This window comes from Marinobacter sp. E2 (assembly GCF_055755345.1).
Genome location: NZ_CM146911.1, coordinates 2,318,662 through 2,337,190, shown reverse-complemented (window position 1 = coordinate 2,337,190; position 18,529 = coordinate 2,318,662). Strand labels below are relative to the sequence as shown.

The 18,529-nt window shown below is 58.9% G+C and carries 14 protein-coding genes; 10 read left to right on the top strand and 4 right to left on the bottom strand.

Going from position 1 to position 18,529, the window contains the following annotated elements:
• Positions 1-86: 86 nt before the first annotated feature.
• Both glpD and AC0J1C_RS10635 read right to left on the bottom strand, forming a co-directional pair.
• Positions 87-1,616: a glycerol-3-phosphate dehydrogenase gene (gene glpD / locus AC0J1C_RS10640; RefSeq protein WP_473043807.1), complete on the bottom strand. Its 1,530-nt coding sequence runs from the start codon at positions 1,614-1,616 to the stop codon at positions 87-89.
• A gap of 193 nt (positions 1,617-1,809) precedes the next feature.
• Positions 1,810-2,568, bottom strand: coding sequence for a DeoR/GlpR family transcriptional regulator (locus AC0J1C_RS10635; RefSeq protein ID WP_091986100.1), 759 nt, complete (start codon positions 2,566-2,568; stop codon positions 1,810-1,812).
• A 205-nt stretch (positions 2,569-2,773) separates the two neighbouring features.
• On the opposite strand from AC0J1C_RS10635, the gene glpK reads away from it, so the two are divergent.
• On the top strand, positions 2,774-4,246 hold the full coding sequence (gene glpK, locus AC0J1C_RS10630; RefSeq protein ID WP_375192419.1) for a glycerol kinase GlpK: 1,473 nt from the start codon (positions 2,774-2,776) through the stop codon (positions 4,244-4,246).
• A 39-nt stretch (positions 4,247-4,285) separates the two neighbouring features.
• On the opposite strand, the gene AC0J1C_RS10625 is transcribed toward glpK, so the two are convergent.
• Entirely contained in the window at positions 4,286-6,163 is a 1,878-nt protein-coding gene (locus AC0J1C_RS10625; RefSeq protein WP_473043806.1) for a sigma-54-dependent Fis family transcriptional regulator, read from the bottom strand.
• Between the two features lie 333 nt (positions 6,164-6,496).
• On the opposite strand from AC0J1C_RS10625, the gene AC0J1C_RS10620 reads away from it, so the two are divergent.
• From AC0J1C_RS10620 to tpiA, 9 genes are all read left to right on the top strand, one after another.
• Positions 6,497-7,591 (top strand): ABC transporter ATP-binding protein, encoded by a 1,095-nt coding sequence (locus tag AC0J1C_RS10620; protein ID WP_375192421.1) that lies wholly within the window; start codon positions 6,497-6,499, stop codon positions 7,589-7,591.
• The gene (locus AC0J1C_RS10615) at positions 7,591-8,691 is read left to right on the top strand and encodes an ABC transporter ATP-binding protein (protein WP_375192422.1); all 1,101 of its coding nucleotides are present in this window, start codon (positions 7,591-7,593) and stop codon (positions 8,689-8,691) included. The genes AC0J1C_RS10620 and AC0J1C_RS10615 overlap by 1 nt, the downstream gene beginning before the upstream one ends.
• Positions 8,691-9,557: a carbohydrate ABC transporter permease gene (locus AC0J1C_RS10610; protein ID WP_375192423.1), complete on the top strand. Its 867-nt coding sequence runs from the start codon at positions 8,691-8,693 to the stop codon at positions 9,555-9,557. Before AC0J1C_RS10615 ends, AC0J1C_RS10610 begins: the two co-directional genes overlap by 1 nt.
• Positions 9,558-9,567: 10 nt before the next feature.
• Entirely contained in the window at positions 9,568-10,374 is an 807-nt protein-coding gene (locus tag AC0J1C_RS10605) for a carbohydrate ABC transporter permease (protein ID WP_091986086.1), read from the top strand.
• A gap of 12 nt (positions 10,375-10,386) precedes the next feature.
• Positions 10,387-10,662: a DUF2160 domain-containing protein gene (locus AC0J1C_RS10600; RefSeq protein WP_375192424.1), complete on the top strand. Its 276-nt coding sequence runs from the start codon at positions 10,387-10,389 to the stop codon at positions 10,660-10,662.
• Between the two features lie 224 nt (positions 10,663-10,886).
• Positions 10,887-12,629, top strand: coding sequence for an ABC transporter substrate-binding protein (locus tag AC0J1C_RS10595; RefSeq protein WP_473043804.1), 1,743 nt, complete (start codon positions 10,887-10,889; stop codon positions 12,627-12,629).
• 213 nt (positions 12,630-12,842) lie between these two features.
• Entirely contained in the window at positions 12,843-14,834 is a 1,992-nt protein-coding gene (locus tag AC0J1C_RS10590) for a methyl-accepting chemotaxis protein (RefSeq protein ID WP_473043803.1), read from the top strand.
• Between the two features lie 164 nt (positions 14,835-14,998).
• Positions 14,999-16,300, top strand: coding sequence for a phosphopyruvate hydratase (eno, locus tag AC0J1C_RS10585; protein WP_473043802.1), 1,302 nt, complete (start codon positions 14,999-15,001; stop codon positions 16,298-16,300).
• Positions 16,301-16,322: 22 nt separating this feature from the next.
• On the top strand, positions 16,323-17,129 hold the full coding sequence (gene tpiA, locus AC0J1C_RS10580; RefSeq protein WP_375192428.1) for a triose-phosphate isomerase: 807 nt from the start codon (positions 16,323-16,325) through the stop codon (positions 17,127-17,129).
• A gap of 53 nt (positions 17,130-17,182) precedes the next feature.
• On the opposite strand, the gene AC0J1C_RS10575 is transcribed toward tpiA, so the two are convergent.
• A complete protein-coding gene (locus AC0J1C_RS10575) occupies positions 17,183-18,433 on the bottom strand; it encodes a substrate-binding protein (protein ID WP_473043801.1) in 1,251 nt (416 codons plus the stop codon).
• Between the last annotated feature and the right edge of the window lie 96 nt (positions 18,434-18,529).

Genomic DNA, 18,529 nt, shown 5'->3' with positions numbered 1-18,529 from the left:
CTCCACAGCCCGGAATCTACGGTTTTGGCACCAAAAAAGCTCCGGGCGGAGATCATCCGGCCGGAGCAAAGATGCCTGAGAGAGCGTCAGGCGCTGTGGTGGAGAGCGGTTCTGTGAGTCTGTGGCGTGACCGTTTTCATCAGGTAACGGTCCAGGGCTTCGACATCGGACTCCGAGGCGTACAGTCCCTGCTTGGTTCGGCGCCAGAGAATATCCTCGGAGGTCATGGCCCATTCGTTGCGGACCAGATAGTCAACTTCCCGTTCATAGAGTGTGCCCGCGAAGTGCCCGCCCAGGTCCTCCATGGCGTGACAATCCCTGAGGATCTCGTAGCTGCTGGTGCCGTAAGTGCGTACGTAGCGTTCGATGACTTTCTTTTCCAGCCAGGGGAAGTCCCGCTTGAGGTTAGCCTCGAGTTCCTCATGGTTGGCGAAATCACCACCCGGCAGCACGCCGGTCTTGGTCCAGCGCCCACCGGCTTCCGGGAAGAACTGGCAAAGCTTGTCGGTGGCGGCCTCGGCCAGTTTTCGATAGGTCGTGATCTTGCCGCCGAATACCGAAATCAGCGGCGCCTTGCCTTTCTCGCTGTTCACCTCGAAGGAGTAGTCCCTCGACGCCTTCTGGGCATTCTCTTCCTCGTCATCCATAAGGGGGCGGACCCCGCTGTAGGACCAGACCACATCCGACGGCGCCAGTTGACGCTTGAAGTGGGAGTTCACGATGTCCAGCAGGTAGTCTGTTTCCTCCGGGGAGATTTTTGCCTTCTTCGGATCACCCTCGTAATCCACGTCTGTGGTGCCCACCAGGGAGAATTCGTCCTCGTAGGGAATCACGAACACAATCCGCTCATCCTCGTTCTGGAGAATGTAGGCCTCATCCCCCTTGTTCAGTCGTGGCACCACAATGTGGCTGCCCTTGACCATGCGGATCATCTTGGGCGCCGGCATGGACAGCGTCTCGCCGAACAGTTTGCTGACCCAGGGGCCCGAGGCATTGACGATTGCCTTGGCCGTAACGGTGGTTTCGCGCTCGCTGGTCATGTCACGCAGGGTGATCTTCCAGTGTGTGTTGCCCTGTTCGGCCTTGACGCACTTGGTGCGGGTGCGGATCTGCGCGCCGAACTGCTGGGCTTTTTTCGCGGTTAACACCACCAGCCGGGCGTCGTCTACCCAGCCATCCGAGTATTCGAAGCCTTTGGTGATATCCGGCTTCAGGGGGTCCGAGCTGTCAAAACGGATCGAACGGGAGCCCGGGAGAATTTCCCGCTTGGCCAGGTGGTCGTAAAGGAACAGGCCGGTGCGGATCATCCAGGCCGGGCGCAGGTGAGGGCGGTGGGGCAGGCGGAAGCGCATAGGCCACATAATGTGTGGTGAGTTCCGCAACAATGATTCCCGCTCGGCCAGAGCTTCCCGCACCAGACGGAATTCGTAGTGCTCCAGATACCGGAGGCCGCCGTGTATCAGCTTGCTGCTGCTCGAAGAGGTCGCCGATGCGAGGTCATTCATTTCGCACAGTAGGACTTTCAGTCCCCGTCCTGCTGCATCCATGGCAATGCCGGTGCCGTTGACCCCACCGCCAACGACAACAACGTCAAACTGGTCGTGCTCCATAGTCATTGTTGGTCATCTCCTGACGCCAATTTGGATAAGACGCACGGTTCTTTCGCGCGCATCTCAAAGTTCTTAACGCGGTCTGCCTATCATTATGCGAAAGGCATGGATCTTCGTAAAGGAAAAATTAGAAAAAAAGCGAAAATATGTTGGCGGTCACATTTTCGAAAAGGGAGGGAATCGAAAAAACGCTGTCAGATCAGACGAGGTGCAGCTGAACGTTGTGTTCGGTGAGGAGCTGACGAATTTCCACTGGCGGCTGCTGGTCGGTAAACACGTGGTCGGCCTGGGTGATGCTGCCCAGCCGGACCATGGCGTTGCGGCCGAACTTGGAGTGGTCCGCCGCGAGCAGCACCTGCTGAGAGTTGGCGATGATGGCCTGGGCTACCCGCACTTCGCGGTAGTCGAAATCCAGCAGCGAGCCGTCGTTGTGGATGCCGCTGATGCCAATGATGCCGAAGTCCATTTTGAACTGGTTGATGAAATCACGGGTAGCTTCGCCAACGATACCGCCGTCCCGGTTGCGCACCTCCCCGCCGGCGATGATGACATGGAAGTCTTCCTTGGCGGAGAGTATGGAGGCAACGTGCAGGTTGTTGGTAACCACCTGCAGATTGTTCTTTTCCAGTAACGCCTTGGCGATGGTTTCGGTGGTGGTGCCAATGTTGATAAACATGGAGGAGTTGTCGGGGATCATCTCCACCAGAGCTTCGGCAATGCGTTCCTTGGCCTCCAGGTCCATGATCTTGCGCGCCTGGTAGGCGGTATTGACCGTGCTCGAGTCAATGCCGGCGCCGCCATGGTGTCGGCGGAGTTTTTTCTGTTTGGCCAGCTCGTTGAGGTCTCGGCGGATCGTCTGGGGCGTGACCTTGAACTGGTCCACCAGCTGTTCAGTGGTCACAAATCCATTCTGCTGGATCAGCTCCATGATCAGATCCTGTCGACGACGCTGTGCCATTCAAACCCCCTGTGCCTGAGTGATCGTTCTCATTCGAAATGCTGCATTGGCGAAAATATTCTGAAGTTTAGTTGTTTTCAGCGGCTTATGCAGCTCTTTTGGTGCGCTCTGGCCCGTCAGTGCGCGATTGTCGTGAAAATGACTTGGCTTTGATGTTCAAAAAGGTAAAAATGCGAAAAAATAAGAAAGCGAGGTCGAACAAACCATGAGCCAATACATACTTTCCATCGATCAGGGCACCACCAGTTCCCGAGCTATCCTTTTTGACCTGCAGGGCAACATTCACGCCACCCGTCAGCAGGAATTCCCCCAGCAGTTCCCCGCCAGCGGCTGGGTTGAGCACGACCCGGAAGCCATCTGGTCCTCGGTAACGCAGACCTGTGATGCGGTGATGTCGGAAGAATGCGGCGAGCGGGGCGAGGTGGTGGCTGTGGGCATTACCAACCAGCGGGAAACCACCCTGATCTGGGACCGCAAGACCGGCGAACCGGTCTACAACGCCATTGTCTGGCAGGATCGGCGTACCGCCTCCTACTGCGAATCCCTGAAGGCCGAGGGCCTGGAATCCTGGGTCAACGGAAAAACCGGCCTGCTGATCGATCCCTATTTCTCGGCGACAAAGATCCGCTGGATTCTGGAGAACGTTGCCGGCGTGCGCGAGCGAGCGGAGCGCGGCGAGCTGGCTTTTGGCACCGTAGACAGCTTCCTGCTCTGGCGGCTGACTGGAGGCCGGGAGCACCGCACGGATGCCACCAACGCCAGCCGTACCCTGCTGTTCAATATCCACACCCAGAAATGGGACCCGGAGTTGCTGGAGCTTTTCGGCATACCCGAGTCCCTGCTGCCTGAAGTTATGGACTCGGCGGACGATTTTGGCCAGATCACCCACGGTGGTGCTCTCAACGGCACCTCCGTCCTGGGCATTGCCGGCGACCAGCAGGCCGCGCTGTTCGGACAGACCTGTTTCGGGATCGGCATGGCAAAGAGCACCTACGGTACCGGCTGTTTCCTGATGCTGAACACCGGCGATAAAGCCCTGCAGTCCAAACACCGGTTACTGACCACCGTGGCCTATCGGGTGAACGGCAAGCCGACCTATGCCCTGGAGGGCAGCATCTTTATTGCCGGTGCCACCATTCAGTGGCTGCGTGACGGTCTTCAGCTCATCCGTGACGCCTGCGAAACCGAGCCGCTGGCGGAGGGGACGCCGGTGGATCACGGTGTCTATCTCGTACCGGCGTTTACCGGCCTGGGTGCGCCCTACTGGGACCCCAACGCGCGCGGGGCCATTTTCGGGCTCACGCGGGATACCGGGATCAAGGAAATCGTGACCGCCGGTTTGCAGTCGGTGTGCTACCAGACCAAGGATCTGCAGAAGGCCATGGAGAAGGACGGCATTCGTCCCGTTACCCTGAGAGTTGATGGAGGCATGGTGGCCAACAACTGGGTACTGCAGTTCCTGGCCGACATCCTGGGCGCGCGGGTAGACCGGCCTTCGCTGGTGGAGACCACCGCCCTGGGTGCTGCCTACCTGGCCGGCCTGAAAGCTGGTGTCTACAGCTCTCTGGAACAACTCTCCGACCTGTGGCGGTGCAACCGGAGTTTTGAGCCGGTCATGACCAAGGAGCATCGGGACAGCCTTTACGAGGGTTGGATTCAGGCGGTCCAGAAACTGTAACAACGGCCTGCGGTTTATCCCGCCCCGCGGGAACCAGGGTTAGCGAACGCCCAGTTCCCGCAGGCGCTTGTAGAGCGTATTGCGACTGATGGCCAGTTCGCGGGCCGCCTGCGAAATGTTGCCGGTGCACTTGTGGTAAACCTGAAGAGTCCGCGCCAACGGGTCCGCTGGCTGCGTGCCGTTCGCAGGATCCACCGTGTCAGGGACGGGCTCCTGCGTTACTTCAACAGCACTGGCTTCAAATTCGGCCAGGAAATCTTCTGGCAGGTGCCAGATCTGCAAATCCTCTCCGTCTGCAATCGCGATCGCAACCCGCAGAACGTTGACCAGTTGCCGGATGTTGCCGGGCCAGGGATGGTTCTCGAGAGCGGAAAGCACACGTGGCGATAACGTGTCACTCTGGCCAGGGTCCCGATGCCGATCGTAGATCGCCTGAATCAGCTGCCGTCGGTCGGCACGGTGCCGGAGGGCGGGGAGTTCCACGCACAGGCCGTTGATCCGGTAATACAGATCGGCCCGGAACTCGCCGTGGTCGATGCGGGTGGCAAGCGGTCGGTTGGTCGCCGTAACCAGCAGAATGTCTACCGGGACGCTCTCGGTGGAGCCAACGGGTGTCACCACCCTTTCCTGCAACACCCGCAGTAGCCGCGACTGTGCCGATAGCGGCATCTCGCCGATCTCATCCAGAAACAGAATGCCCTTGTGCGCTTTGCGGATGAAGCCGACGGAACCCTGGGCCCGGGCGCCGGTAAAGGCGCCGGCTTCGTACCCGAACAACTCCGATTCCACCAGTTCTGGCGGTATCGCCGCACAGTTCACGGCCACCAGAGGCTGATCTCGTCGCTGTGAGGCATGATGCAGGGCTTTCACCAGAACCTCTTTGCCGACGCCGGTCTCTCCGGTGATCAGCACCGGAACCCCCCGCTGAAGAACCTTCAGGCTCTGGCTGGCACAGCGTTTAACCGCCGAATCTCCGTATTCCAGGTGATTAATATCGAGCGGCTGGCTGCCGGGCTGATCCGTTGGCAGCGGCGCCGGAGCGCCCTGGGGTTTGGTGCCGGGCACGTTGGCGGGTCGCCGGACCCGGGCGTACAGCCTGACCCTGCTGCGGGTGGTCAGCTGAAGGGGGTCGGTTTCCGGATGGCCGAGAATGTGATTGCGGTGTGTTGTGAACAGCTCATCGAGCCGGGTATTGGCGGTCGCGGTGGCGAGCAGCTGGTCCGCCCGCTGATTGCCGGCAATCACATAGCCGGCATCATCGCAAACGAGAATGCCCGACCAGGGACTATCGAAGTTATCGGCTGTTGTGTTGAGCGTAATCTGGAAATGGTCCGCTCCGAACTGCCGACTGATCAATCGGTTTTCCACCGACTGCGAGAGCAGCCGGACCATGCCCAGGGTGTGAGCCTGTGGCAGATAGGCGTCACTGAACACACTCAGCACGCCGGCAATCTGTTTGTGGGCGTCAAAAATCGGGGCGGCAGACCCGATGATACTGCGATTGGATTTCAGAAAGTGCTCGTTGCGCTGGATCTGGACGGGAGCACCGATGGCGATGGCGGTGCCGATGGCGTTGGTGCCGCAATTCTGTTCCTGCCAGTTCGCGCCCGGCCGGAACCAGGGTTTCAGTCGCGCCTCGGTAATACGCTCATCGCCCCAGCTGTTCAGCACCGTGGCGTGCTGATCTGCCAGCAATATCAGGCAGCGGCTGTTGGACAGAACGTTCCGGTAGTAGGGCAGCACTTCGGCCTCGGTTACCGAGAGCAGTTCCTCGTATTTTCGTGTGATTTCCTCCAGACGAACCGGTTCCGGGCAGAGTGGGGTGGGCTCGTGATCCTGGTCGAGCCCCCAGGCAATGCAGCGATTCCAGGAATTGGCGATAACGTCTCGATCGTCCGAATATTCGTTTCTATCCATCAGCAAACACTCGACTGTTCGTTTGTTGTTCTGGGTCACGTCCCTGCGAAAAAAACAGGCCCAACGGCCCTGGATTGTTGCTCAATGATCTGTGCAATTGGTGTTCACGTCAATGTTCAATTTGAACAAAGTATTGCTAAACGAACATTCGTATTTTCGAATAAGAAATAATCGGTTTCAGAAAAAGGCATGCATTTCAGTGTTATAGGTAAGAGTACCTATGTCACGTGTGGATCTGGTACGGGCTTTGCGTACAAAGATTCGAAATCGAATTTCCAGGGCCCCGTTGAGTGGGCCCGGAGTGCGTTTCCACAAGAACAAAAAGGAAAACCTATGTCCTTAACACTGGAAAATATTTCCCGTGCTGTCGACGGTGTCGACTACATACGGGATGCCAGCCTCACCTTCGAGGCAGGTTCCTTTAATGTTCTGCTCGGCCGCACACTGGCCGGAAAAACCTCACTGATGCGTCTGATGGCCGGTCTGGACAAGCCCGACACCGGCCGGCTGATCTACAACGGCACAGACGTAACAGGGCAGAGCGTTCAGGACCGCAATATCTCGATGATCTACCAGCAGTTCATCAATTATCCCAATCTCACGGTGTACGAGAACATCGCCTCGCCACTGCGTCTGGCAAAGATGGCGGAATCGGAGATCGATCGGCGGGTCAAGGAGACGGCCGCCATGCTCCGGATCGATCCGCTGCTCAAACGTTACCCGCTGGAACTGTCCGGCGGCCAGCAGCAGCGCACGGCCATGGCCCGGGCCCTGGTGAAAGACGCCACCCTCGTGTTGTTCGACGAGCCCCTGGTGAACCTGGACTACAAACTCCGGGAAGAACTGCGGGCCGAACTGCGGGATCTGTTCCGGGAGCGCCAGTGCATTGCGGTGTACGCCACCACGGAAGCGAATGAAGCGCTGGCCCTGGGCGGCACCACCACGCTCCTGCACGAGGGTGGAGTGGTACAGACCGGGCCGGTCATGGACGTTTACCGCGCGCCGGTGAACACACTCGCTGCGCAGTTGTTCAGCGAGCCGCCCATGAACATGATCCGCGGTCGGGTTTCAGAAACCGAAGTGACCTTCGACGAGTATTCCCACCACGCTCTTACCAAGGAACTGTCGAAGCTCGCCCCGGGTGATTACTGGTTCGGTATCCGTCCCAGCCACATTGGCCTGGTGCCCACCGGAGACGACGATCTGGAAATGTCCATGGAGGTGGAACTGAGTGATATCAGTGGCTCGGAAACCTTCATGCACGTGGAGAACAGCCATTTCGAGATGGTGCTCCAGCTCATGGGCGTGCACCAGTACCACACGGGCGCGCCCATCAAGGTGTACCTGCCCATCAATAAGCTGTTTGTGTTTGATAGCAACGAGCAACTGGTGCACACGCCGGCCCGGGTTGCAGGAGGGTCTCAGTAATGGCTGAAATTCAGTTGAAATCACTTGCCCACAGCTATGTGAGCGCGCCAACGGGACCGGACGATTACGCCATCCGCCAGCTTGACCATGTCTGGCACAAGGGCGGCGCCTACGCCCTTCTCGGGCCCTCCGGCTGTGGTAAAAGCACCATGCTGAACATCATTTCCGGTCTGGTTCAGCCCTCGGAGGGGGATGTCCTGTTCGACGGCAAGCGCGTGAATGAGCTGTCGCCCCGGGACCGCAACATCGCCCAGGTGTTCCAGTTCCCGGTTATCTACGACTCGATGACAGTCTTCGATAACCTCGCGTTCCCCCTGAAGAACAACAAGATACCGGCGTCCAAGATCAAGGCACGGGTGCACGAGATCGCCGAGGTTCTGGAAATCCAGGACAAGCTCTACAAGAAAGCCAAGAACCTCACCGCCGACGAAAAGCAGAAGGTGTCGATGGGGCGGGGGCTGGTACGGGAGGACGTGTCCGCCATCCTGTTCGACGAGCCTCTTACGGTCATTGATCCGCAGCTGAAGTGGAAGCTGCGGCGCAAGCTCAAGCAGATTCACGAGCAGTTCGACATCACCATGGTGTACGTGACCCACGACCAGCTGGAGGCGTCTACCTTCGCCGACAAGATCGCGGTGATGTACGGCGGCCAGATTGTTCAGTTTGGCACGCCCACGGAGCTGTTCGAGCGGCCGAACCACACCTTTGTTGGCTTTTTCATTGGCAGTCCGGGCATGAACCTCATTGAGGTCCAGCGCTGCCCCCGCGGAGTCTGCTTCGGCAGCATCGTGGTGCCCCTGGACAGCTGGAAGGTGGAGGCGCTCCAGCGCCTCAAGTCCGGCAATATCAAGATCGGTATCCGCCCGGAGTTTGTGGAAATCTCGGCGCAGCCCTCCGATGAAACCTTCGAAGCCGAAGTCCGGGACGTTGAAGACCTGGGCACCTACAAGATCGTGACTGTTCAACTGGGACCGGAGACCCTGAAAGTCCGCCAGAACGAGGACTTCTCGGCCGACATCGGCTCCCGGGTGCATCTGTCATTCCCCAGTCAGTGGCTGATGCTTTACGTGGACGAGTTTCTGATCAAGGAGCAGGAATAATGACCAAGACTCCCAATAATCGCGCCTGGTGGCTGGTGCTGCCGGTCTTCTTGCTGGTGGCCTTTTCGGCCCTGATTCCTCTGATGACTGTTGTGAACTATTCGGTTCAGGACATCTTCGGACCCGGCAGCGCCTACTACGTAGGCACCGAGTGGTTCGAAATCATTCTCCATGACGAGCGACTGCAGGAATCGCTGATCCGGCAGTTCATTTTCTCCGGCGCCGTTCTGCTGATCCAGATCCCGCTTGGCATCGGTGTTGCGCTGATGATGCCCAAGTCCGGCATCAAGGCGTCCCTGGCGCTGATCCTGCTGGCGATTCCGCTGCTGATTCCGTGGAACGTGGTGGGCACTATCTGGCAGATCTTCGGTCGTGGCGACATTGGCCTGTTTGGTTGGGCACTGAACTCCCTGGGTTTTGACTACAACTATACCGGGGACACCCTCGATGCGTGGCTCACGGTATTGCTGATGGATGTCTGGCACTGGACCCCGCTGGTGGCGCTGCTCTGTTACTCCGGGCTTCGGGCCATTCCGGAGGCGTTCTACCAGGCTGCGGAGATAGACCGCGCCTCCCGGTGGGCCGTATTCCGTTACATCCAGCTCCCGCGCCTCAAGAACGTGCTGATCATCGCCGTGCTGCTGCGGTTCATGGACAGTTTCATGATCTACACCGAGCCCTTTGTACTGACCGGGGGCGGTCCGGGCAGCTCTACCACCTTTTTGAGCCAGACCCTGACCACCATGGCCATCGGCCAGTTCGACCTGGGGCGCGCAGCCGCGTTTTCACTGATCTACTTCCTGATCGTGCTGCTGATTTCATGGCTGTTCTTTACCGCCATCACCGCCGCCGACAAAGAAAAATAAGGAGACTGTGATGAAACAGACACGATCCAAGAACCTGGGAATCACGATCTTTATCGTGCTTCTGCTGACCCCGATCTACTGGCTCCTGAACATGTCGTTCAAAACCAACCAGGAGATCCTGAGCGGCCTGACTCTGTGGCCGGAAAAGTTCACCTTCGACAACTACGCGGTCATCTTCACCGACCCTAGCTGGTACAACGGCTACATCAATTCGATGATCTACGTGTCCATGAACGTGGTGATCACCCTGTTGGTGGCTTTGCCAGCGGCCTACGCGTTCAGCCGGTACAAGTTCATCGGCGACAAGCACCTGTTCTTCTGGCTGCTGAGTAACCGGATGGCACCGCCGGCGGTGTTCCTGCTGCCTTTCTTCCAGCTGTATTCGTCCATTGGCCTGTTTGACACCCACATTGCGGTTGCCCTCGCGCACTGTCTGTTCAATGTGCCGCTGGCGGTGTGGATCCTGGAAGGGTTTATGTCCGGTGTGCCTCGCGAATACGATGAGATGGCCTACATTGATGGGTACAGCTTCCCGCGCTTTTTCGTGAAGATTTTCCTGCCGATGATCCGATCAGGCATCGGGGTGACGGCTTTCTTTGCCTTCATGTTTTCCTGGGTTGAGCTTCTGCTGGCGCGGACCCTGACGTCGGTGGATGCCCAGCCCATCGGCGCGATCATGACACGGACCGTCGGTGCCAGTGGTATTGACTGGGGCGTTCTGGCTGCGGCCGGCGTGCTGACCATTATTCCCGGCATTCTGGTGATCTGGTTCGTTCGCAACCATGTTGCCACCGGGTTCGCCCTCGGACGCGTTTAAAGGAGAAACAACATGCTTGCGTGGATGAACTGGACTCCGTCGGTGGCGATCTTCTTCGCTGTCATTGCCACCATTCTTGCCGTCATGACCGTTTACGAAATTGTGTCGCCCTGTGTGGAACGCAAAGGCTTTCTGCCGATATCCACCACCCGTGGTGACCGCCTGTTTATTGGTCTGTTGTCGGCCGCTTATATCCACCTGACCTTCCTGGCGGTGAGTGACATCACGCTCTGGATTGCCCTGGCCGTCTCGGTGGTCTGGCTGCTGGTGCTGCTGCGGTGGGGGTGATTGGAGAGGGCGGTCGGAGGTTGTGTTAAATCGAACATCCGGCCGCAAAAAAACCGACAAAATTGCTTGTAAAGATTTCGAAAACGAACTATTTTTTATGGAATGATCGGAATCGATCATTGATCGGTTCCGGACTCAACGGATAGCGACCCTAAAGCGCTATGAAACCGGAACGGAACACCCGGTGATTCGTTCCACTCAAAACAAGACGAACGAGGTTGGATATGTTCAAGAACAATAAATATCCCCGAACCCTGTTTCTGAGCGCCGCGATCGGTGCGGCAGGACTGGGTTTGAGCCTGCAGGTCAGCGCGGATCAGTACACTGAGGCGGCCGAAAAGTGGGTGAATCAGGAGTTCAAGCGGTCAACCCTGACCAAAGAACAGCAGATGGAGGAAATGAAGTGGTTTATCGAAGCCGCGAAAGAGTTCCGTGGCATGGATATCAATGTTGTTTCTGAAACCATCGCAACCCATGAGTACGAGTCCAACGTTCTGGCCAAGGCGTTTTCCGAGATCACCGGCATCAACCTGACGCACACGCTGATCCAGGAAGGTGACGTGATCGAGAAGCTGCAGACCCAGATGCAGTCAGGCCGGAATATCTACGACGGCTGGGTGAACGACTCTGACCTGATCGGTACCCACTTCCGCTACGGAAAAGTATTCCCGGTTGAGGACATCATGAAGGGCGAGGGCAAGGACCTCACGCTTCCGACCCTGGACCTGGACGATTTCATTGGCCTCGACTTCACCACAGGCCCGGATGGCAAGCTCTATCAACTGCCGGATCAGCAGTTTGCCAACCTCTACTGGTTCCGCGCCGACTGGTTCGAGCGCGAAGACCTGAAAAAGCAGTTCAAGGACATTTACGGCTATGAGCTGGGTGTTCCGGTGAACTGGTCCGCCTATGAGGACATTGCCGAATTCTTCTCCGTGCACGTGAAGGAAATCGATGGCAAGCGCGTCTACGGTCACATGGATTACGGCAAGAAGGATCCGTCCCTCGGTTGGCGTTTCACGGACGCCTGGTTTTCCATGGCCGGTGCCGGCGACAAGGGCCTGCCCAACGGTTTGCCCGTGGATGAGTGGGGCATTCGGGTTGAGGAATGTCATCCGGTTGGTGCCAGCGTCAGCCGGGGTGGCGCCACCAACGGCCCGGCCGCCGTGTACGCAACCACCAAGTATGTTGACTGGCTGGAGCAGTATGCGCCGCCCGAAGCCCAGGGTATGACCTTCTCAGAGGCCGGCCCGGTGCCCGCCCAGGGCAACATCGCCCAGCAGATCTTCTGGTACACCGCTTTTACCGCAAGCATGATCAAAGACGGCCTGCCGGTGGTGAACGAGGACGGTACACCCAAGTGGCGGATGGCGCCATCTCCCCGTGGACCCTACTGGGAAGAGGGCATGAAGCTGGGTTATCAGGACGTGGGTTCCTGGACCTTCATGAAGTCCACGCCGCAGAAGCGTCGTCTGGCCGCCTGGCTCTACGCCCAGTTCACCGTGTCCAAGACAGTATCCCTGGAGAAAACCATCGCTGGCCTGACCCCGATTCGCGAGTCTGATATCGAATCGGATGCCATGACCGAAATGGCGCCGAAACTCGGTGGTCTGGTTGAGTTCTACCGCAGCCCGGCCCGGGTGCAGTGGTCGCCGACCGGTACCAACGTGCCGGACTACCCCAAGCTGGCACAGCTGTGGTGGCAGTACATTGCCCAGGCAGCCAGTGGTGAGGCTACCCCGCAGAAGGCTCTCGACGGTCTGGCTGAAGCACAGGACCGCGTGATGGAACGTCTGCAGCGGGCCAACGTTCAGGAAACCTGTGGTCCCAAGCTGAACGAGCCGCGCGATCCGCAATACTGGCTGGACCAGCCGGGCGCTCCCAAGCCCAAGCTGGCCAATGAAAAGCCCCAGGGCAAGACCGTTGCCTATGACGAGCTGTTGAAAACCTGGGAACAGGCCCGCTAAGGCGCAGGTTCCCTGAAGAGCAATGCCTGCCGTAACAGGACCCGTTGGTTACGGCAGGCAGAGCACCGTTGTCACGGTGGGTTTTGGCCGGTTGCTTATAGTTCCCCCCCCTTTAAAGCATTTCAAGGAAACCCCTCCCGGGGTGACCCTGCCGGCCCTTTTTTCCTCCGTTTTGCCCGCCTGAGCGTCCCGCCGGCGGGAAGGGGTCTGACAATGACAGGAATTTCCGTTATTCACCGTTTGTACGCGGGCTTTGGCCTGCTGTGCCTGATTATTGTGTGCTGGGGTGCATTCAATATCGGCATCATGTCGTCCTTCTCGGACACGACGGACAAACTCACAACGGACGTGTTTCCACTTAGCCGATTGGTTCAGGACATGGAGGCCCACCGGTCAGAGGCCGGCAAGATTGTGGTCGAGATTGTAGCGGCCGAAGACCAGATGTCTCTGGACGCGACATCCACAAAGCTGAATGCTGTACTGGGCGCGCTGGATACGCGCCTTGCAGAAATGCCGGACAGGCAACCACAGTTTAGCCAGGCAAAACAGGCTGCAGAGGCCGAGTTGTCTGGCCTGAGACGCGTCTCAGAAGATCTGGTGTCATTGCGGGGAGAGGTTCTGGCGGTTTCTGAATCGGTAAACAGTGGCCTGAGCGAGTTTCTTGCCAATAATGCGGAGATCAAGCGATTGCTGGTCCGGGAAGGAACTGAGCCGGCAGTCAGTGATATATACATTCGCGATCTGTTCACGACGGTGATGGAAAACCTGGCGAACATTGAACTGCTCATCATGCAGATGGTCAGCACGGAAGATGCCCGCAAGCTCGGCGCCATCGTCGAAAATCTCCGATTCAACACCCAGACCATCGAGCAGGATATCTCGGCACTGGTGGAAGAGGTGCCCCGGCTGGAAGCGTTGCCGGCGTTGGTGCAGTCTTTCCTGTCCGCGGTTAACGACGAGCGTGGCATCATCAGCCAGTTCTCTGGCTATCGACAGACCCGCCTTGAACTGGACCAGGCGGCCATGCAGGCGGAAGGCCGCCTGTCGACCCTGGCCTCTGTGCTGGACGAGGCCGGGATGAATGTTGCCGAGCGCGCCAGCGCCTCGGTATTCGCCCTCGATGAAACGGCCCGCAGCTCCGAGGCGCTGGTGTACGCCTTGCTGCCGGCGGTTCTGGTGCTTGCCGTTATTACTTCGTTTCTGCTGGGACGGATGATCAGCCGGCCTCTTCAGGCTACCCATGAGCACCTGGCTGCCATGGCAGAGGGAGACTATTCACAAACCCTGGATTTCCCCGCACGCGGAGAGTTCATCCACCTTAAAGGGTCCGTCAATCAGCTATCAGAGGCCATGGCTACCGTACTGGGAAGCCTCCAGCAGGCGGGATCGGACATTTCCATCATTGCCTCCGGCAATGCGCGTTTTGCCCGGGACTTCAACGAGCGCATCCGCTCGCAGTCCGACGAGCTCGGTGCCATCGCCGCTGCCATGACCCAGATGGAGGCGTCGGCACGGGAGGTGGCCGGCTCGGTGCGCGAAACCCACGGGCTGGTGGGTGAGGTCAACGGGCAGGTAGCCGATAACCGGTCAGCGGCTGAGCGTGGCATGGACTGTGTCGCCGGTCTGGAAAACCAGGCCGAACAGACGGCCAGAAAGTTGCGCCAGCTTGAGCAGGCGTCGCTGGATATTGGCCGGATTACCCAGGCCATCGACGACATTGCCAACCAGACCAATCTGTTGGCGCTGAACGCGGCCATCGAATCGGCCCGCGCGGGAGAGGCCGGGCGGGGGTTTGCCGTGGTGGCCGATGAGGTGCGGGGCCTGGCACAGAAGACAACCGAAAGCACGGACACCATTCGGGGCCTGGTAGAGGATCTGCAGCGTGAAGCGTCGGAATCGGTGCAGTCGATGGACCACAGCGTGGAACAGTTGCGATCGGTCCGGGAAGTGATGGAGAGCGTCTCCGAAAACGCCGACCGTATCGGCGTGGCCATGGCGCAGATACAGCAGGGCGCGGAGCACATTCGCCATGGTATGGATGAGCAGGAAAGTGTCAGTCAGTCTGTGGCACAGCAGGTTGGTGACATTAGCAGCGAGGCGGCCCAGAGCCTGGAAAGTATCGATGAGCTGGTCACCACCTGTGATCGCCTGGAGGATTCGGTTACCAGTATTGAAACACTGATGGCCCGTTTCCGGATTCACTGAGCGTTAAACCGTCGCTAAGGATTGTTTGTTTGCATATAACAAACTCGTCTGAAGCGGCGGCTTTTTTGGGTTGATAATGTTCGTTTACGAATATTAATATCGTTTTAAATGTTCGAAAAACAAATAACTGGTTCGAAAACAACAATGATGCAGCAGGAATGATTATGGAACGCATTCAATCAATCAGGGCCCGGGAAATTCTGGACTCCCGGGGATTTCCCACAGTGGAAGTGGACGTTGAACTGAGAAACGGCGTCCTCGGCCAGGGCCGTGTGCCCTCCGGGGCCTCCACGGGAACCCGGGAGGCCCTGGAGAAGCGTGACGGTGATGCCGGCCGCTACAACGGCAAGGGCGTTCTGCAGGCGGTGCAGGCCGTTAATGAGACGATTGCGCCGGCGCTGGCGGGCCGCGTGATCTTTGATCAGCTGGTCATGGACCGGCTGATGTGCGAGATGGACGGTACGCCCAACAAGGCCCGATTCGGGGCGAACGCCATTCTGGCGGTATCGCTGGCCATTGCCAATGCCGGGGCGAACTATCGTCAGCAGCCGCTTTACCGGTATCTCGCAGAACTCTATGGGTGCACGGGCCCTGGTGTCCTGCCGGTGCCCATGATGAACATCATCAACGGCGGCGCCCACGCTGATAACAACGTGGATATTCAGGAGTTCATGATCCAGCCCGTGGGCGCACCGAGTTACAGTGAAGCGCTCCGTATGGGCGTTGAGACCTTCCACGCCCTGAAATCCCTGCTGCGCAAGAACGGGTTGTCTACCGCGGTGGGCGACGAGGGCGGATTCGCACCGGATCTTCGCTCCAGCGAGGAAGCCCTCGACCTGATTCTGGCGGCCGTGGAAAAGGCCGGATACCGGCCCGGGTCAGACGTGGTCCTGGCTCTGGACTGCGCAGCCTCGGAGTTTTTCGAGAACGGCCATTACCATCTCAAGGGCGCGGGTCAGCAGTACACCTCCGAAGGTTTCTCGGATTATCTGCTGGACCTGGCCATGCGCTACCCCATTGCCTCTATTGAGGACGGCATGGATGAGAGTGATTGGAACGGCTGGAAACTGCTGACCGAAAAACTCGGGGAGCGGGTGCAACTGGTGGGTGACGACCTCTTTGTGACCAACACCGCGATCATCTCGGAAGGCATTCGCATGGGCATCGCCAACTCTGTGCTGATCAAGTTCAACCAGATTGGCACGCTCACGGAAACCTTCGACGCCATCGGCATGGCCCAGGACGCCGGTTACACCACCGTGATCTCCCACCGCAGTGGGGAAACCGAAGATACCTTCATCTCCGACCTGGCGGTGGCCACGAGGTCCGGTCAGATCAAGACAGGCTCGCTGTGCCGATCAGACCGGGTGGCCAAGTACAACCGCCTGTTGCGCATCGAGCAGGACCTGGGCGCACACGCGTTCTACCCCGGCGTTGGTGCCATCCGCTGTGCCCTCGATACCTGATACCGCTTTCCGGAGAAACATCATGAGAAAACCCATCCTGATCGGAAACTGGAAGATGAACGGCAGCCTGCAGGCGAACCAGGCACTGATGGTGCGGGTACTGCCCCGGCTACGACTGTTCCGGAAATCGATTGATCTGGCCGTGTGCCCGCCGTTTCCCTATCTGTTCCAGGTGAGGGATCTGTTGGGCTACACCGGCATCATGCTGGGTGCCCAGAACGCCTCCAGCTTTGTCTCCGGCGCCTACACCGGCGAGGTAAGCGCCACCATGCTTCAGGAGATGGGCTGTCGCTATGTGCTGGTGGGGCATTCCGAGCGGCGGGCCCTGTTTGGTGAGAGTAACCAGGAGGTGGCCGCCCGCTATCGTTCGGTGCAGTCGGTGGGACTGACGCCGGTGCTTTGTGTGGGCGAAACCCTGGAGGAACGGGAGTCCGACCAGACTGCGCTGGTCATTGAACAGCAGTTGCAGGCGGTGATCGATGAAGTAGGTTTGGCCGCCATGGCCAGCGGAATCGTCGCCTATGAGCCGGTCTGGGCCATCGGCACCGGTCGTACCGCCACACCGGAGCAGGTGTCGGCGGTGCACCAGCAGATCCGGCGGTTCTTCGCCCGGAGCGCGCCGGAGGCCGCAGAGGACATCAGCGAGACGGTTCGGATTGTCTACGGGGGCAGTGTGAAGGCAGGCAATGCCTATGAGCTGTTCAGCCTGTCGGATGTGGATGGCGGGCTGATTGGCGGGGCATCCCTGCACGCCGATGAGTTCGGAACCATTGCGGGAGCTCTGGCAGAAGCGTCCGGCGTTCTCGAGGGGGAGTGTGAAACAGACTGACCGAATCGGCGGTCAGTCCTTCGAGAACACCGGGCGCCGCCGGTATCGGGATCTCAGAGCTGAAGCGGCTTGCCGGCCTCCCGGCGTCTGGCTTCCCATTCTTCCCGTGTCTGGGCGGCTTCGTCGCCCGACATGGAGTCGATGATACTGAAGTAGTCAGAGCTGTACTCGTCTGCAACCACGGTATTCCGGGGCTTGATCTTGACCACGTAGACCGTCTGCACGTTCTGATGGTCAAAGGCGCGCCAGTACTGCTCGTCTTTCAGGAAGCTGTAGCGGTGGCCTTCGAGCGCACGGATCACGCTGGCGGTGTTGGTGGTGCCGGCCCGCTCTACGGCGTCCTTGTACTGGTACACGATGCTGTAGGCGGAGGCCGCCGCGGTGGACGGGCGCATCTCGTAGCGCTCGGAGAAGGCTTCCACAAACGCCTTGCCGCGGGGGTAGTTACGCTCATAGGGCAGGTTCCATACCCAGGGCGAACCACCCACGATGCCCTCCATGATGGTGGGGCCCACCTGTCTGGCCATGCCCAGGGTCAGGTTGGGCACCACAATCTGCATCTTCTCGGTCAGCCCCATTTCATAGGCAACGTTCAGGGCGCGGACCATGTCATCGCCAAACAACACCATCATCAGCACCTTGGCGCCGCTGGCGTCGGCTTTTTCCAGGGCCTCCCGGAAGTCGGTAATCAGGGCCCGTGGGAAGGGGGTTTTCACACCCTGGTGGCGGGTGGTGTCTTCCGTGCCGGAGAATTTCCGCACGGATTCCTCAACCGACCAGCCCCAGGTGTAGTCGGCGGTGATGTAGAAATAGTCGTCGTTGGCGTGGTTGGTGGTCAGGTACTGGCTGAGCGCCTTGGCGGCCATCCAGGCGTTGTAGGGCTCCCGGAACATATGGGAGTGGCCCTCGGCACCGGTGGTGGCGTTGGAATAGGTGAGGGTGCCGAAATAGATCCGGTCCCGATCCCGGGCGGCCTTGCCGGAGGCAATGGCGACAGCGCTCGAGACACCGCCGAAGACCATCTGGACCCCTTCGCGATCAATCAGTTGGGCGGTGTTCTCTGCGCCACGGGCGGGTTCGCCCCGGGTATTGCGGATAACCAGTTCCACCTGGCGACCCAGGATGCCGCCCGCCTTGTTGATCTCGTCCACTGCGAGGAAAGCACCCAGGCGCTGCTGCAGTCCCTGATCCTTGTAGCGGCCGGTTTGCGGGTAATTGAGTCCGATTTTCAGGGTTTCGGCAGACACCGTGGTGGTAACGAGCAATAGCAGGAACGCAGAAAAGAGCACTTTTCTGATAGTCATTCGGGTTGGCCTCCAGGTATTCCGCGCCACTGGGGAAGTGCGCGTCTTTTTTTGATTATTTGTTGACCGCCTAAGTGTCGGCACTGGGGAGGACCG

Coding starts and splice junctions, on each gene's coding strand:
- AC0J1C_RS10590 (WP_473043803.1), top strand. CDS start 12,843: ATGACAGGAATTTCCGTTATTCACCGTTTGTACGCGGGCTTTGGCCTG.
- AC0J1C_RS10605 (WP_091986086.1), top strand. CDS start 9,568: ATGAAACAGACACGATCCAAGAACCTGGGAATCACGATCTTTATCGTG.
- AC0J1C_RS10575 (WP_473043801.1), bottom strand. CDS start 18,433: ATGACTATCAGAAAAGTGCTCTTTTCTGCGTTCCTGCTATTGCTCGTT.
- glpD (WP_473043807.1), bottom strand. CDS start 1,616: ATGACTATGGAGCACGACCAGTTTGACGTTGTTGTCGTTGGCGGTGGG.
- AC0J1C_RS10635 (WP_091986100.1), bottom strand. CDS start 2,568: ATGGCACAGCGTCGTCGACAGGATCTGATCATGGAGCTGATCCAGCAG.
- AC0J1C_RS10600 (WP_375192424.1), top strand. CDS start 10,387: ATGCTTGCGTGGATGAACTGGACTCCGTCGGTGGCGATCTTCTTCGCT.
- AC0J1C_RS10620 (WP_375192421.1), top strand. CDS start 6,497: ATGTCCTTAACACTGGAAAATATTTCCCGTGCTGTCGACGGTGTCGAC.
- glpK (WP_375192419.1), top strand. CDS start 2,774: ATGAGCCAATACATACTTTCCATCGATCAGGGCACCACCAGTTCCCGA.
- eno (WP_473043802.1), top strand. CDS start 14,999: ATGGAACGCATTCAATCAATCAGGGCCCGGGAAATTCTGGACTCCCGG.
- AC0J1C_RS10615 (WP_375192422.1), top strand. CDS start 7,591: ATGGCTGAAATTCAGTTGAAATCACTTGCCCACAGCTATGTGAGCGCG.
- AC0J1C_RS10625 (WP_473043806.1), bottom strand. CDS start 6,163: ATGGATAGAAACGAATATTCGGACGATCGAGACGTTATCGCCAATTCC.
- tpiA (WP_375192428.1), top strand. CDS start 16,323: ATGAGAAAACCCATCCTGATCGGAAACTGGAAGATGAACGGCAGCCTG.
- AC0J1C_RS10610 (WP_375192423.1), top strand. CDS start 8,691: ATGACCAAGACTCCCAATAATCGCGCCTGGTGGCTGGTGCTGCCGGTC.
- AC0J1C_RS10595 (WP_473043804.1), top strand. CDS start 10,887: ATGTTCAAGAACAATAAATATCCCCGAACCCTGTTTCTGAGCGCCGCG.